This window comes from Enterobacter cloacae complex sp. Mu1197, assembly GCF_040059225.1.
Taxonomy (GTDB): Bacteria; Pseudomonadota; Gammaproteobacteria; order Enterobacterales; family Enterobacteriaceae; genus Enterobacter; species Enterobacter quasiroggenkampii.
The window spans coordinates 2,195,605-2,209,827 of the sequence record NZ_CP157375.1 but is presented as its reverse complement, the minus strand read 5'-3'; the positions used below and the strand labels follow the sequence as shown (position 1 = coordinate 2,209,827).

The 14,223-nt window shown below is 55.9% G+C and carries 15 protein-coding genes; 10 read left to right on the top strand and 5 right to left on the bottom strand.

Features of this window, described 5'->3' with window-relative positions; all coding sequences use genetic code 11:
* Positions 1 to 5: 5 nt before the first annotated feature.
* Positions 6 to 572: an ester cyclase gene (locus ABFV38_RS10530; RefSeq protein ID WP_348959340.1), complete on the bottom strand. Its 567-nt coding sequence runs from the start codon at positions 570 to 572 to the stop codon at positions 6 to 8.
* A 99-nt stretch (positions 573 to 671) separates the two neighbouring features.
* Between ABFV38_RS10530 and ABFV38_RS10525 the strand changes: the two genes are divergently transcribed.
* The 8 genes from ABFV38_RS10525 to ABFV38_RS10490 all read left to right on the top strand — a co-directional run bounded on the left by ABFV38_RS10525 (position 672) and on the right by ABFV38_RS10490 (position 9,303).
* Entirely contained in the window at positions 672 to 1,583 is a 912-nt protein-coding gene (locus ABFV38_RS10525) for a LysR family transcriptional regulator (RefSeq protein WP_348959339.1), read from the top strand.
* Positions 1,584 to 1,666: 83 nt separating this feature from the next.
* Complete coding sequence (locus ABFV38_RS10520; protein ID WP_045910457.1) at positions 1,667 to 1,981, top strand: PTS cellobiose transporter subunit IIB; 315 nt, start codon at positions 1,667 to 1,669, stop codon at positions 1,979 to 1,981.
* Positions 1,982 to 2,289: 308 nt separating this feature from the next.
* Positions 2,290 to 2,904, top strand: a complete 615-nt coding sequence (locus tag ABFV38_RS10515) for a TetR/AcrR family transcriptional regulator (RefSeq protein WP_045910456.1) — start codon at positions 2,290 to 2,292, stop codon at positions 2,902 to 2,904.
* Between the two features lie 74 nt (positions 2,905 to 2,978).
* A complete protein-coding gene (locus ABFV38_RS10510) occupies positions 2,979 to 4,088 on the top strand; it encodes an efflux RND transporter periplasmic adaptor subunit (RefSeq protein WP_235403105.1) in 1,110 nt (369 codons plus the stop codon).
* Complete coding sequence (locus ABFV38_RS10505) at positions 4,085 to 7,174, top strand: efflux RND transporter permease subunit (protein WP_348959338.1); 3,090 nt, start codon at positions 4,085 to 4,087, stop codon at positions 7,172 to 7,174. The genes ABFV38_RS10510 and ABFV38_RS10505 overlap by 4 nt, the downstream gene beginning before the upstream one ends.
* A gap of 34 nt (positions 7,175 to 7,208) precedes the next feature.
* Complete coding sequence (locus ABFV38_RS10500; protein ID WP_348959337.1) at positions 7,209 to 7,802, top strand: TetR/AcrR family transcriptional regulator; 594 nt, start codon at positions 7,209 to 7,211, stop codon at positions 7,800 to 7,802.
* Positions 7,803 to 7,876: 74 nt separating this feature from the next.
* The gene (locus tag ABFV38_RS10495; RefSeq protein WP_348959336.1) at positions 7,877 to 8,476 is read left to right on the top strand and encodes an NAD(P)H-dependent oxidoreductase; all 600 of its coding nucleotides are present in this window, start codon (positions 7,877 to 7,879) and stop codon (positions 8,474 to 8,476) included.
* Positions 8,477 to 8,760: 284 nt separating this feature from the next.
* Positions 8,761 to 9,303, top strand: coding sequence for a cysteine hydrolase family protein (locus tag ABFV38_RS10490; RefSeq protein WP_348959335.1), 543 nt, complete (start codon positions 8,761 to 8,763; stop codon positions 9,301 to 9,303).
* Between the two features lie 65 nt (positions 9,304 to 9,368).
* Here the strand turns inward: ABFV38_RS10490 and ABFV38_RS10485 are convergent, their stop codons facing one another.
* Together ABFV38_RS10485 and ABFV38_RS10480 are read right to left on the bottom strand one after the other, a co-directional pair.
* Positions 9,369 to 9,845, bottom strand: coding sequence for a WbuC family cupin fold metalloprotein (locus ABFV38_RS10485; protein WP_008502351.1), 477 nt, complete (start codon positions 9,843 to 9,845; stop codon positions 9,369 to 9,371).
* Between the two features lie 140 nt (positions 9,846 to 9,985).
* On the bottom strand, positions 9,986 to 10,663 hold the full coding sequence (locus ABFV38_RS10480) for a DUF1963 domain-containing protein (RefSeq protein WP_059354829.1): 678 nt from the start codon (positions 10,661 to 10,663) through the stop codon (positions 9,986 to 9,988).
* Positions 10,664 to 10,913: 250 nt separating this feature from the next.
* On the opposite strand from ABFV38_RS10480, the gene ABFV38_RS10475 reads away from it, so the two are divergent.
* Positions 10,914 to 11,384 carry a hypothetical protein gene (locus ABFV38_RS10475; protein ID WP_348959334.1) on the top strand — a complete coding sequence of 157 codons (471 nt, stop codon included), beginning with the start codon at positions 10,914 to 10,916 and terminating at the stop codon, positions 11,382 to 11,384.
* Positions 11,385 to 11,431: 47 nt separating this feature from the next.
* On the opposite strand, the gene ABFV38_RS10470 is transcribed toward ABFV38_RS10475, so the two are convergent.
* Both ABFV38_RS10470 and ABFV38_RS10465 read right to left on the bottom strand, forming a co-directional pair.
* Entirely contained in the window at positions 11,432 to 12,355 is a 924-nt protein-coding gene (locus tag ABFV38_RS10470; protein ID WP_348959333.1) for a LysR substrate-binding domain-containing protein, read from the bottom strand.
* 24 nt (positions 12,356 to 12,379) lie between these two features.
* A complete protein-coding gene (locus ABFV38_RS10465; RefSeq protein WP_069719293.1) occupies positions 12,380 to 12,916 on the bottom strand; it encodes a MarR family transcriptional regulator in 537 nt (178 codons plus the stop codon).
* 130 nt (positions 12,917 to 13,046) lie between these two features.
* Between ABFV38_RS10465 and ABFV38_RS10460 the strand changes: the two genes are divergently transcribed.
* Positions 13,047 to 14,207, top strand: coding sequence for an MFS transporter (locus ABFV38_RS10460; RefSeq protein ID WP_348959332.1), 1,161 nt, complete (start codon positions 13,047 to 13,049; stop codon positions 14,205 to 14,207).
* Positions 14,208 to 14,223: the final 16 nt, after the last annotated feature.

Here is a 14,223-nt window from a genome sequence, read left to right as displayed (position 1 = left end):
TGGGTTTAGAGTGCGCCCAGCTGTTTCATCAGCGTCAGGTTGTCCTCAATATGCCAGTTTGCCGCAATTTTACCGTCGCGGACTTCATAAATATCCGTAGCGATGAAATCTATTTTCTGCCCTTTTCCTTTCAGCTTGCCAAATGTCCCGGTGAATGTGCCGTAAAAATGCAAATGCGAAACCACGCGAGTGCCTGAAATAATCATCTGCTCAACGTCGCAGCGCAAATCGGGCACGGCCGTGCGAAACGCACGCGAGGCTAAAATAGCGCCTTCAGGCCCTTGCTTACGACCTTCCGGGGGCGTTTTATCGATGAAATTCACCGCCAGCGCATCACGCGCCAGGGATTCTTCTCCCGTATTCCAGAACGTTGCATATTCTCTGGCAACGGCTTCATTCGCCCTTAATTGCGCCTGGGGCAAGCTCTTATCACCAATAAGCTGTTTCGGCTGAAGCCATTCCAGCGGCGCCGAAAATGTGGTGCCGGACAGACTGGCAAGAATAACCATCGCTACAGCGGAATTGAAATACGTAGAAATTTTCCTGCGGTTCAAAAGTGAGATACGTTGCATGTTTTCATCCCTTATGGTTTGGATGAAATCACTTTACAGTCGGCATCTGATTTTGATAATTACGCTAAAAATAGATGCACTTTTCGGAAAAAATGAATAATGGGTAAACTCGAAGACATGGCCTTACTGGTGGAAGTCGCCAGGGCCGGAAGTCTTTCCGCCGCCGGACGACGCCTGTCGCTTTCCCCTGCCACCATGACGGCCAGGCTGAAGGCGATTGAGGAGCGTTACCAGACGCGGCTGTTTCATCGCTCCACGCGCTCCCTCACCCTGACCCGCGCAGGCGAAGAGTTTTACCACGCCGCGCTGCGCGTGCTGGAAGAGGTGCATCACGCCGAGTCGCTGCTGACGCAAAAAGAAGGCGTGCTCAGCGGCAACATTCGCCTTTCCTCTCCCTCGGACTTTGGCAGACAGTATCTCAGCCCTGCCGTCATTGAATTTTCCCGACGCCATCCTGCCGTAAAATTTTACATCTCGCTAAAAGAACACGTTGAGGATCTGGTTGCTAACCGGCTTGATATGAGCGTGCGTTTCGGTAACCTGCCGGACAGCAGCCTTGTCGTCAGAAACATCCGCCCGAACCATCGGGTGCTGGTTGCCTCCGGGGCGTATCTTAACGACCACGGCATCCCCGCCACGTTTGCAGATTTAGCCCGACACCGGTGCCTGGCGCTGGAGTCTCAGGGCGTGGTGATGAACGAATGGCGTTTTGAAAAAGAGGGAGAGGAAATCATTGTGCGCGTCGAGCCCGCCATGGTGTGCGACGACGGGGCAGTGCTTCGTCAGTGGGCGCTCAGCGGGGCCGGCATCGCGGGGAAATCGTGGTGGGACGTCAAAGACGACGTTGAGGCCGGAAGACTCACGGTGCTGTTTGCCGACAGCTTCACCGGCTTTAGCCGCTACGATCGCAAAGATGTCGGGCTGCAGTTTGTTTATCCGCAGCGCAAGCTGCAGCCGCTTCAGGTTACGGCGTTCAGTCAGTTTTTTCTCGACTGGCTAAAAGAACATTAATTTGTCGCCAAAATAAGAGACAGCGCCCATTTCGGTGACACCCTCAGGACTACCCTGAGAGCGGTTTTCAGGAGGAACAAAACATGAAAAAGCTTCTGATATGTTGTTTGTTTGGTAATACCGCAAATTCGCTCGCCAAAAAGATGCAGTCTCTGGCAGAACGCGAAGGCTATCCGCTGATGATTAGCGCTGTTGGGCTGGATAACTTCGCCAGCGTCGCTCCCGCGTTCGATGGGTTTCTCATCGCACCGCACATTCAGTACAAACTCGATGAGATAAAAGAAACGGTGGGTAATACGCGTTCACTCGCCATCGTTGAGAGTCTTCCTTATGCCTCTCTGGACGCGAGGAAGGTATTGGATTTCGTAAAGGAACAGATGCCTGAACTGGCTGCCTGAAATATAAGGCCGCATCGGTTCTGCGGCCTCCTCTCAGCCGCCGATCAAAACACGGTTTCCTCGGACATTCTGCTCATATTGCGTCCACTCTCGGCTTAAGCAAAAAACGTCTTTGTTCAGCGCAAGGGAACTGCGCTGAAACCCTCGCGTATCGTCGGCAGATAGATGCCATCGTGCGTGAAAAACAGTGATACACTTACCCCACCGGGTTGATCGTCCCATCTGAAGGGCTCATGATGAATGACGGTAACCAAAGTACAAAATGGTCACTCGTTGTTAATCGTCGCCTGTCACGCTAAGCTTACATAATGACTAAAACTATGAACGCCCCATCAATACGTGGTCCACTTGACCATTCTGTCAGAGAGCAAATCGTCGAAGCGGCCTTTGAGCACTTCGGTCACTACGGCTATGAAAAAACCACCGTCGCCGAGCTGGCGAAATCGATCGGTTTTTCTAAGTCCTACATTTATAAGTTCTTCGATTCCAAGCAGGCTATCGGCGAGGTGATCTGCGCTAACCGCCTGGAGCTGATCATGGCGGCAGTGCTTTCCGCTCTCGAAGGTGCACCGTCAGCAAGCGAAAAATTACGCCGGCTTTTCAAAGCGCTTACCGAGGCAGGAAGCGAGCTGTTTTTCCACGATCGCAAGCTTTACGACATCGCCGCCGTCGCCGCACGCGAGCAGTGGCCGTCGACTGAACGGTATGCTGAAAGCCTGATGAAGCTGATTGAGAGCATCATTATCGAAGGTAGGCAGGCCGGAGAGTTTGAAAGAAAAACGCCGCTGGATGAGGTCACTCAGGCCATCCACATGGTGATGTGTCCTTTTATTAATCCCGTTCAGCTGCAGTACAACCTTGAAATGGCCCCTGCTGCCGCGGTGCTTCTCTCCTCACTGATATTAAGAAGCCTGGCCCCCTAATTTGTGACCATTGACATTATTGGTCACTAGTCAGAGAATGCGGATACCGTCCTGTTACTTCAATAAGGTTTCCCATGCTCAGGCTCACTTCAGCCCGCGTTGCCGTATGTCTTCTGCCGTTTGCCCTGGTGGCGTGCGGCGATAATTCCGCGAGTGACGATCCGCGCACTAAGCCACCGCTTGTCAGATCCGCCTCTGTCGAGATGGCGAACCCTACCGCACGCGCCTTCACGGGCGTGGTGGTGGCAAGAACGCAAAGCGACCTGGGCTTCAGGGTTCAGGGAAAAATCCTCGAACGCCTGGTGGATACCGGGCAGACCGTCAGACAGGGACAGCCTTTGCTGCGTCTCGATCCTGTTGACCTGAAATTACAGGCCCAGGCGCAGCAGCGCGCGGTGGATGCTGCCCAGGCGCGGGCGAGAAAAGCCACCAGCGATGAGTCGCGTTATCGCGGCCTGGTGGCGTCCGGCGCGGTGTCCGCCGCGGAGTATGATCAGATTAAAGCGGCGGCCGATACGGCCCGGGCGGATCTCAGCGCTGCCCGCGCGCAGGCCAACGTGGCGCAAAACGCCACGGGCTATGCCGTATTGCTGGCGGATTCAGATGGCGTGGTGATGGAGACGCTCGCCGAACCCGGTCAGGTCGTTAGTGCCGGGCAGGTCGTCATCCGCCTTGCCAGAGCGGGACAGCGCGAAGCGCTTGTCCAGCTTCCGGAGACGCTGCGCCCTGCCGTGGGCAGCGAAGCGCAGGCCACGCTTTATGGCAGTGAACAACACCCGGTCACCGCGACGTTGCGCCTGCTGTCTGACTCTGCGGATGCCACAACCCGCACGTATGAAGCCCGCTACGTGCTGGATGGTCAGCTGGCGAACGCGCCGCTGGGGGCGACCGTCACGCTCAGCATTGAAGACGTGAAAACGGAAGGTCAGGCGATGCAGGTCCCGCTGGCCTCACTCTACGATGCGGGTAAAGGGCCTGGCGTCTGGCGCATTTCCGCCCAGCCAGCAAAGGTCACATGGACGCCGGTTAAGGTGCTGAGCGTGGGCGAAGATGCGGTCCAGGTCACGGGTGGCGTGAAGCCCGGGGAGAAGATCGTTGCGTTAGGGGCCCATCTTCTGCACGAAGGTGAAGTTGTCAGGCTGGCAGAACAACGCCATGCCGCTCCGGCGGAGAACGCGCCATGAGCCAACGTCGCTTCAACCTGTCAGCGCTGGCCGTCCGCGAGCGTTCCGTCACGCTGTTTCTGATCGTTCTGGTGACGATTGCCGGTATTTACGCATTTTTTGGACTGGGACGCGCGGAAGATCCGCCCTTCACCGTGAAGCAGATGACGGCGATTGCCGTCTGGCCGGGCGCAACCGCGCAGGAGATCCAGGATCAGGTGGCCGAACCGCTGGAAAAGCGCCTGCAGGAACTCAAGTGGTATGACCGTACGGAAACCTACACCCGCCCCGGCATGGCGTATATCACCTTGTCACTGCAGGACAAAACCCCGCCTTCTGAAGTGCAGGAGGAGTTCTATCAGGCGCGTAAGAAGCTTGGTGATGAATCCCTGCGTCTTCCGGCGGGCGTCATTGGCCCGATGATCAATGATGAATTCTCGGATGTCACCTTTGCCCTCTTTGCCCTGAAAGCAAAAGGCGAACCGCAGCGGCAGCTGGTACGCGATGCCGAAGGCCTGCGACAGCAGCTTCTGCACGTTCCCGGGGTGAAAAAAGTGAACATTATCGGCGAACAGGCCGAGCGGATTTATATCGCCTTCTCCCATGACCGTCTGGCCACATTGGGCCTCTCACCGCAGGATATTTTCAATGCCCTCAATAGCCAGAACGCCCTGGCCGCGGCGGGCGCCATTGAGACCCGGGGCGCACAGATTTTTATCCGCCTGGATGGCGCGTTCGATGAACTGCAGAAAATTCGTGATACGCCTTTAGTCGCCAAGGGCAAAACGCTCACGCTGTCGGATGTGGCAACAGTTGAACGAGGCTACGAAGATCCCCCGACGATGCTGATACGCAATCAGCATGAACCCGCCCTGCTGCTGGGCATTGTCATGCGTGAGGGCTGGAACGGCCTGGCGCTGGGTAAAGCGCTGGATGCGGAAACGGCGAAAATCAACGATAGCCTGCCGCTTGGCATGACCCTGACCAAAGTCACCGACCAGTCCGTGAATATCCGCTCGTCTGTCGATGAGTTTATGATCAAATTCTTCGTCGCCCTGCTTGTGGTCATGGTGGTCTGTTTTGTCAGCATGGGCTGGCGCGTGGGGGTGGTGGTTGCCGCGGCGGTACCGCTGACGCTGGCGGTCGTTTTCGTGGTGATGGAAGCCGCGGGAATAAACTTTGACCGCGTCACGCTGGGCTCCCTGATCCTCGCCCTCGGTCTGCTGGTTGACGATGCCATTATCGCCATCGAAATGATGGTGGTGAAGATGGAGGAAGGTTACGACAGAATCAAAGCCTCGGCCTACGCCTGGAGCCACACCGCCGCGCCGATGCTGGCCGGTACCCTGGTGACGGCCATTGGCTTTATGCCGAATGGTTTTGCCCAGTCGACCGCCGGGGAATACACCAGCAATATGTTCTGGATTGTCGGCCTCGCCCTGATTGCCTCATGGTTTGTGGCGGTGGTGTTCACACCGTATCTTGGGGTGAAGATCCTGCCGGCGATCCCCAAAGTGGAAGGGGGTCATGCCGCCATCTATAACACGCCTCGCTATAACCGTTTTCGCCAGCTGCTTGGCCGCGTTATCGCCAGAAAATGGCGCGTGGCCGGGTCCGTGGTCGCCATTTTCATTCTGGCCGTGCTTGGCATGGGGCTGGTAAAAAAACAGTTCTTCCCGACCTCCGATCGCCCGGAAGTGCTGGTTGAAGTACAGATGCCTTATGGCACCTCGATTGCGCAAACCAGCGCCGCAACCGCAAAAATAGAAACGTGGCTGGGCCAGCAGCCGGAAGCCAAAATCGTCACGGCCTATATTGGTCAGGGATCGCCCCGTTTCTATCTGGCAATGGCTCCCGAGCTGCCCGATCCCTCTTTTGCGAAAATCGTGATCCTGACGGACAGCGAGACGTCACGTGAGGCGCTTAAGTTCAGGCTCAGGGAGGCCGTCGCCAGCGGTCTTGCACCTGAAGCCCGCGTGCGGGTAACACAACTGGTGTTTGGCCCCTACTCGCCCTTCCCGGTTGCCTGGCGCGTGTCGGGGCCGGACGTCAAACAGGTACAGGACATCGCCGAACGGGTGAAAGCCGTGCTTCAGGCAAGCCCGATGATGCGAACCGTCAACACCGACTGGGGGTCACGCGTTCCGGTATTGCATTTTACTCTCGATCAGAACCGCCTGCAGGCGACCGGCTTAACCTCCAGCGCCGTTGCCGAGCAGCTTCAGTTCCTGTTATCAGGCGTGCCTGTCACCTCCGTGCGGGAAGATATTCGATCGGTAGACGTCGTTGCCCGCGCGGCGGGTGATATCCGCCTTGACCCGGCAAAAATCGAAGGCTTTACCCTGGTCGGCAATGCGGGACAGCGCGTGCCGCTGTCTCAAATCGGCAGGATAGAGGTTGGCATGGAAGACCCCATCCTGCGCCGCCGCGATCGCACCCCCACGATTACCGTACGGGGCGATATCGCCGACAATCTTCAGCCGCCGGACGTGTCGGTCGCCATCATGAAGCAGCTCCAGCCGATCGCCGATGCGCTACCGGCCGGCTACCGTATCGACATGGCGGGTTCGATTGAGGAATCGGGTAAAGCCACGCAGGCCATGTTACCGCTGTTCCCGATCATGATTGCCCTGACGCTGCTGATCATCATTTTGCAGGTGCGCTCACTCTCCGCAATGGTCATGGTGTTCTTAACCGCGCCGCTGGGGCTGATTGGCGTCGTGCCGACCCTGCTGATATTTAATCAGCCGTTTGGCATCAACGCGCTGGTCGGTTTGATCGCCCTCTCCGGCATTCTGATGCGTAATACGCTGATTCTGATCGGTCAGATCGATCATAACCAGAAGGACGGCCTCGATCCGTTCCAGGCGGTGGTCGAGGCGACGGTCCAGCGAGCGCGACCGGTCTTACTCACCGCCATGGCGGCCGTGCTGGCGTTCATTCCCCTGACGCATTCGGTGTTCTGGGGAACGCTGGCCTGGACGCTGATCGGCGGTACGCTGGGCGGGACGATCATTACCCTCGTCTTCCTGCCCGCGATGTATGCGATCTGGTTCCGGATCCGCCCGGTTGAACAACGCGTTCAGCACGGCACGGAAAACGTGTAAACTACCATTGGTAGATAACTAATCTGAGGAAAGCATGGTTGTTAAGCGCTTAAGAAAAGAGGACCGCCGCGTGCAGCTGCTGGAGGTTGCGCGTGGAATCGTGCGTCAGCAAGGCACCGAGGCGTTAACCCTTGGCTATCTGGCAGAACGGGCCAACGTGACCAAGCCCATCCCCTACGACCACTTTGGCGATCGCGAAGGGCTGCTGATGGCGCTGTATCAGGACTATAGCGATCGGCAACTGGCGAAATTCCGCGAGACGCTGGCGGTTGACAGCAAAACGCTGGATAAGACGATCCGCTTTTTCAGCGCGGCCTATATCGACTGTGCCATTGCCGCCGGGCCTGAAACCGGGCCAATCGCCGCGGCGCTGTCCGGTTCTCGCGCGCTGCAGACGTTCCGGGAAGCATGCGTGGCCGAATGTGCCGACTGCCTGCGCACCGCGCTTTCGCCTTTTATCGTCTTAAAAGGCGTTCAGGGAGAAGCGGTACTGACGGCCATCATTGGCGCGGCGGAGGCGCTCAGCACCGCGGCGGGCAACGGCGTGCTCGCCCGAAATGTGGCAGAAGATACGCTCAGCGGCGCCATGACCGGCGTGCTTGCGACCTACGCGAATAGCACAAAATGATCGCCGGGGGTGGATTGACACTTAAGTTACCAATAGTAACATAGACATCTCTTCTCCCCCATTTTGAGGTTGCTATGTCTGCTACAAATGCCATTAAAAACGCGCTGATTGTGACGGCACACCCGATCGACAATTCGTTATCCCATACGCTGGCAGCCCGCATTGCCGGGAAATTACGCGAGGAAGGTACGCAGGTTGAGTTCGCCGATCTGCATGCTGAAGGGTTTAATCCGGCCATGGCTCGCGCCGATCTTGACTTATATCACGGGGATCCGAGCGCCCTCCCCGACGATATTCTGCGCGAGCAGCAGCGCGTCGAGCGTGCGGATATGCTGGTGTTTATCTTCCCGGTGTACTGGTGGTCGGTTCCCGCGCTGTTGAAAGGCTGGTTCGACCGCGTATTGACCCTGAACTGGGCGTATAAGGTGGCTGACGACGGCCGGATCGTGGGCAATTTACGGGATGTTCCCGTTCGCCTGATTGCCACTGGCGGTAGCGATCTCACCGGATTTGATAAACACGGCTATTCGACGGCGATTCAGACGCAGATAATCGAAGGGGTATTTGGTTTCTGCGGGTTGAAGAACGTTAAGCTCGATATCCTTTACCAGGCAGACACGGCGACGCCCGAGCAGGTTGAGGATTTCCTGCAAGGGCTCGGCCGTATTAAATAATATCAGCCAGGCGCAACACTAACGTTGCACCTACTGATGTTGGTGTATTGAAGAGAATCTCTCACCAGCGCTATAACTGAACGCGATAGTTGCGCTAACAGCGAAATAAACAAAGGTCATTGCATGTATCAGTCAGTTCAGCCAACAACCACCCTCACCACCACCGGATCCTTCGGCGGTGAGAGCGTATCTGTAGTGAACGACTGACAAACAGAACCTCAATCCCCGCCGACATGGACGGGGAAATCTCTCTCCGTTCACCACCCTCTGAATGGAGAAAGAAAATGGTTTCATCTGACAATGCTCTCTTGATTATCGACATGCAGCAGGGCCTCTTTCGGGGCCCGGTTTCCCCTCGCTCCGCCGATGCCGTTCTGGCCAATATCCGCTTGTTAATCGCCAACGCCCGAGACGCGCAGGTGCCCGTCTTTTTTGCCCGCCATACTGGGCCTGACGACTCCCCCTTCTCAGAAAAGGGGCCGTTAACCCAGCTGATACCTGAACTGGACGTGAAGGAGCAGGACGTTGTTTTCACCAAGCGCTATCCCAGCTGTTTTCGGGATACCGAATTGCTGCGTGAACTTAATCAGAGAGGCATCAAACAGCTGGTCATTGCCGGGATGAAAACAGAGTTTTGCGTCGATACGACCTGCCGGGCCGCACCGGGGCTGGGTTTCAGGACGGTATTAATTTCAGATGCGCATACCACAGTGGATAATGACTATTTATCCGCCAGCGACATTATTGCCCATCACAACAGCACGCTGGCAGGCCCGTTTGTGACGCTGTCGACTGCTCGTGACTGGCTTTTTAGTACGGTGAGTTGACTCAGGTGATCGCTTATCTCTTTACCCGGCTCGCCTTTCCGCGCGCCGGGCACATAAGAGAATAATTACAGGGTAAACCCACCGTCACCCACCTGTGCCTGAGCGTACCATTGCATCAGCTTCTCGGTGCCGGGCTCGTTTTCGGCCGGTGACCATGGGGCGGTATCATGCTCGGGCACGGGCTGATACCCCCCGTGTTTAACCTCAAAAATGACGCCACCTTTATCCAGCGACAGCACGGCATGCCAGGTTCCGGCATCCATCTCCAGCACTTTACACTCTTCACCTAACACCACGCGCCGGGTCACGTTGCCGCTGTCGTCAAAATTCAGCACCAGAAAGCGGCCGCTCAGCGCCGTCAGCAGTTCAAAGGTGTGCGGATGGCGATGGGGGCGGACATAGGTACCGGGTTCCATTGCAATGGCCAGACGCTGCACCGGGTCGCTCAGGTCAGGGTGTAAATTACGGTGCGCGCGTAAGCGAGGAGAATGTGCGGCCTGCTCGCTTTGCTGCTGCAGGTCACTGAAAGTAATCTGTTTCATATACACCTTTAGGAATGTGGGCTGTCTACGGCAACCCGATTGCCGCAAGACGTTATACCATCCTGAACGGTCGAGGAGCGATGGGATTTGTGAAACAAATCACTGCCGGATGAGTGGTCAATCCCCCGACAGGAAGCTCATCAGTAGAACTGACATGAAAACCGCCATTCCCCTTCTGATGACCGATGAAAGTAACCGATACCGTTATCCGCCCACATCCAGTTTACTTTTTCTTCTGACCCAACCTGAAAAACAAACTCTTCGATTCCCACACCGTGTTGTATCTCAGTCGGAAATCCCCCTACCTTGGTTCCCCTGTAGCGATTGAAATCTTCAAAAAAACTATCACTGGCCTGCTCATCATCATTTACGCAAGAGAGATCAATAATATCCCAGGCATCTTCCCATCCAGGAGCATCGTCAATGACACTCAGCCATTGAACTGGAAACGGCCGATACGGCGTGTCCAATTCAGGCAATGGCTGAAGCCCTTCAAGGCTGGCATACTCGCGAATTAACCATCCTTCACCGTGCGGTTCGTCAAAGGGGTGTTGTTCCAAATTGTGAAACAACACCAGAAGGGCTATGCCCTTCAACTGATCAGGAATAACAGGAAGCTCGTCGACCCTGATCTGAAGAAGTGGAAACATTGGTTTGCCCTTCCAGGTGGGTAATCCTTCATCTGCGCGAGAAACGCCCTTCAGAAACCATGACGTAATGGGATCTTCAGGCGGCCGAAACCCACCGACCTGCGCGACCGATGCGGGTCTTAGCCTGGTTCGGAGTTCTTCTAAAACTGACGCACTCTCTAATCTCATGTTTGCTCGCCTCTGTAGACGCTTGTCGGATAGATATTCTGCTGTTCATTGTAAGTTAATCATCACATCTGGAGAATCTCATTGAATAATAAAACCTATGTTGAGTAAAACTCACATTGATTCCCACTATTTCTCGTTTTTCAAACCTGATCGCATTGAAATACCATCCCTACATTCCCAATCTCTTCCTGATCTGGAACAGAGAGCGTAACTCAAATAATAAATACACCTGCATGTCTATGGAGTACGTATGACACTCGATGTTTTATTTCATCTAATGAAAATGATCTCACCTGAAAAAAACATCGCGGGTGAAAATATACCTGCGTTAATAACGTTACTTTCGTCAGAAAACGATAGCGGTGAGGTGCTTTCGCCCTTTATTCATCGCCTGCACCTGCTCTCTTTTGCCCAGAGCAATCCGCGTAATGCCGAAGAGTTGCTCTCTGCGCATTTGCCCAAAGACGACGGGCTCCTTCCGCTTCTTGACTTCGCGGACTGGCCCCGGGTGCGTTACGTGGGGTCAGGTGAAGTTCAGACGCCTGAATCTGAGGAGTACTTCCGTGAAATGACATCGGCTACCAATCTGTTACGTTCTGCGCTGATCGAAGCTGAACGCGCAAAGGGAACGCCTGCGCTTTATATACTGGATAAATTACTCAACCTGAACAGCGCCCTGCCGGAAAGATATAAAAAGATGGCAAATATTCCCTACGCATAAATACGTTCATTATGCGGAATATCCCATAATAAATATTCCGCTATTTATTAAATCCGCTTTTCATTGAAATCAAGACAGACAATATCCAAAGAGGGCACCACTGGCGCATTAAGGTTAAGCCAGGCCAGCAACCGTTCAATACTCTGTCCTCTGAGCGAATTTTTGGGCCAGACAAGGTAATAACCATCTCCTGTTGCTATCGCCTCGCTGAAGGGCAGCGCGAGCAGGCCGCTTTTCAGCGCGTCGAGCGTGAGCCGGAGATCGGCCATCGCCACGCCGTGCCCGTGCATGGCCGCAAGGCTTCCCTGCTCCAGGGTGTCGAATACGATCCCACCGCTCATGTCGAGGCCGGGGAATAGGCTCGTCCTTTTCAGCCAGCGCTTCCAGTCCCGTCTGTCCGGTGACGGATGAATAAGATCGCATTCTGGAAGCTGATGCCGGGCAGGCTCCAGTAAAGACGGCGTACAAACCGGAATAAGCCATTCGCTGAACAGCAGTCGACTCTCCGTTGACTCGCCAAAATAGCCGTTCCCGAGGAGGATCGCACAATCGTAGGGCTCGCGGCTGAAGTCAACGGTGTCGAAGTCCATCCAGACGCTGGCGATTTCGATTTTCGGCTTCGCGTGGTTCTCGCGAAAGGATTTAAGCACATTGAGGAGCCATCGCATCGTCAGGGTGCTGGGGGCTTTGAGGCGCAGAAGGTGGTTTTCACTTTTGAATGCGCGACAGGCCCACTCAATAGTCGAGAAGCTTTCGCTAAGCTGCCCGGCCAGAATGCGCCCGGCGTCGCTGACCTCCACTCTCGGACCCTGCCGCTTAAACAGCTCGCAGTCAAACCACATCTCAAGCGTCCGCACATGCCTGCTGACCGCCCCCGGCGTGATATTCAGGACTTCAGCCGCTTTGCTAAAGGAGTTCAGCCGTGCGGCAACTTCGAACGCGCGCAGTGCATACAGTGGCGGTAAAGACATACGTTCCCTTTTTGTCAGGTGTAATCATGCAGTTTTTGTATTATCGGCACTCGGTGACGTTTCCCCCCATTCCTCAGCCGGAAACGTCAGCAGCAGCCCCCTGAGCAGAGACTCAAGCTGCGCGCGCTGCGCCTCAGAGAGGTTTCTCAGCAGCGCATTTTGCGTTTCCGTGTGCACGAGCAGCGCCTGTTCGATACGAGCCTGCCCGTGCGGCGTCAGGCTTACGAGCGAGCTGCGCTTGTCATCAGGATCGGCAATCCGCCTGATAAGGCCTTGCTGTTCAAGATGGTTGAGCCGGTTCGTCATCGCCCCTGAAGTGATCAACAGGGATGTATACAGCTGCGTGGGCGAAAGGCAGTACGGCTTCCCGGCGCGACGCAGCGTGGCGAGGACGTCAAACTCGCCCTCGCGAAAGCCAAACGGTGCCATGGCCTGCGCGCGTTCTTTTCCCAGGTGCTTCATCAGCCTGAGCATTCGGCCAAAAATTTTCATCGACGAGGCGTCCAGCTCAGGCATGGCGCTGCTCCACTGGCCGACAACGAAGTCTACATGGTCTTTCATCTTCACCCCGGATAGCGTGGGAATTTATCGAGTTGTGCGGTACATCTTACACAAAAACAGATTTTATCTTAACGTTAAGATAAATGCTCGCGGCAATTTGCCTGGGCCATTCACAACCGAAAAGGATGCCATGTTGAAACGCACATCACCGTTACTCTTCGCCGTTATCGCTTTTATCGTCGGGCTGAACCTGCGCCCCATTCTGGCCTCGGTTGGCCCCCTTTTCTCCGTGCTGCAGCGCGAAGCGGGGTTGACCGCGACGCAATTCAGCCTGCTGACCACCCTGCCGGTGGCGATGATGGGACTGGCTGCCCTGTGTGGCCCCTGGCTTTTAGCCAGGGTCGGTGCCGTCAGGGGAATTATGCTCGGGCTGTTCATCCTGCTGGTAGCCTGTTCATTACGTGGTTTTAGCACCTCGCTGACGGGTTTGATGGGCACCGCGTTACTGGGCGGGGCCAGCATCGGCACGATCCAGGCGTTAATGCCTGCCCTGATAAAAAAGGCGTATACGCAAACGGCCAGCACGATCATGTCGCTATTCAGCACAGGCATTATGGCCGGTGCAGCAGTCGCCGCCGCCAGCGCCGAGCCGCTGTTTTCATGGCTCTCGCTCAAGCCCGCGCTGGCTATGGCAGGCGTGCTCGCGCTGCTGGCGCTGATGCTGTGGTTACCCCTGGTTAAACAGCCTCAAGGGGAACAAACAGCACATGAATCCGTTACGCTCTCTTCCTCCCGGACTGGACTCCTTCTGCTCTTTTTTGGCGTGGGGACGGGGGCCTACACGCTGGTCTTAGCCTGGCTGCCCCCGCTCTATATTCAGGCAGGATGGTCCGCACGCAGCAGCGGCTATATGCTGGCCTGGCTGACCTTAACCGAGGTGGCCGCCGGGTTTGCCGTCTCCGCGCTGATCGGTAAATTCCCCGACCGCCGTGTTCCGCTGATAACAGTACTGTTACTGCTGCTTGCGGGATTACTGTGTCTGGTCTTTGCGCCGGGCACCACGCCGGTCTTATCAACCTTGCTGCTTGGCATCGGTATCGGCGCCCTCTTCCCGCTGTCGCTTATCGTCACGTTCGATCATGCGCGAACGCCCGCGCAGGCCGGGAAGTTACTGTCTAAAGTTCAGGGAGGAGGATATATGATCGCCGCGCTCATGCCGCTGGTTGCCGGGATCGTTCGCGACAGTTCGGTCTCGCTGACCAGCGCCTGGCTGGTGATGAGTGCAGGAGTCGTGCTGTTGATCGTTATCGCGTTCACTTTCAAACCCACCGTGAACGTGCAGGCGCGGTGAATGCGATACCATAATT

Excerpts from the sequence above, each read along its gene's own strand:
- ABFV38_RS10530 (WP_348959340.1), bottom strand. The coding sequence starts at position 572 with ATGCAACGTATCTCACTTTTGAACCGCAGGAAAATTTCTACGTATTTC.
- ABFV38_RS10525 (WP_348959339.1), top strand. The coding sequence starts at position 672 with ATGGGTAAACTCGAAGACATGGCCTTACTGGTGGAAGTCGCCAGGGCC.
- ABFV38_RS10520 (WP_045910457.1), top strand. The coding sequence starts at position 1,667 with ATGAAAAAGCTTCTGATATGTTGTTTGTTTGGTAATACCGCAAATTCG.
- ABFV38_RS10515 (WP_045910456.1), top strand. The coding sequence starts at position 2,290 with ATGACTAAAACTATGAACGCCCCATCAATACGTGGTCCACTTGACCAT.
- ABFV38_RS10510 (WP_235403105.1), top strand. The coding sequence starts at position 2,979 with ATGCTCAGGCTCACTTCAGCCCGCGTTGCCGTATGTCTTCTGCCGTTT.
- ABFV38_RS10505 (WP_348959338.1), top strand. The coding sequence starts at position 4,085 with ATGAGCCAACGTCGCTTCAACCTGTCAGCGCTGGCCGTCCGCGAGCGT.
- ABFV38_RS10500 (WP_348959337.1), top strand. The coding sequence starts at position 7,209 with ATGGTTGTTAAGCGCTTAAGAAAAGAGGACCGCCGCGTGCAGCTGCTG.
- ABFV38_RS10495 (WP_348959336.1), top strand. The coding sequence starts at position 7,877 with ATGTCTGCTACAAATGCCATTAAAAACGCGCTGATTGTGACGGCACAC.
- ABFV38_RS10490 (WP_348959335.1), top strand. The coding sequence starts at position 8,761 with ATGGTTTCATCTGACAATGCTCTCTTGATTATCGACATGCAGCAGGGC.
- ABFV38_RS10485 (WP_008502351.1), bottom strand. The coding sequence starts at position 9,845 with ATGAAACAGATTACTTTCAGTGACCTGCAGCAGCAAAGCGAGCAGGCC.
- ABFV38_RS10480 (WP_059354829.1), bottom strand. The coding sequence starts at position 10,663 with ATGAGATTAGAGAGTGCGTCAGTTTTAGAAGAACTCCGAACCAGGCTA.
- ABFV38_RS10475 (WP_348959334.1), top strand. The coding sequence starts at position 10,914 with ATGACACTCGATGTTTTATTTCATCTAATGAAAATGATCTCACCTGAA.
- ABFV38_RS10470 (WP_348959333.1), bottom strand. The coding sequence starts at position 12,355 with ATGTCTTTACCGCCACTGTATGCACTGCGCGCGTTCGAAGTTGCCGCA.
- ABFV38_RS10465 (WP_069719293.1), bottom strand. The coding sequence starts at position 12,916 with ATGAAAGACCATGTAGACTTCGTTGTCGGCCAGTGGAGCAGCGCCATG.
- ABFV38_RS10460 (WP_348959332.1), top strand. The coding sequence starts at position 13,047 with ATGTTGAAACGCACATCACCGTTACTCTTCGCCGTTATCGCTTTTATC.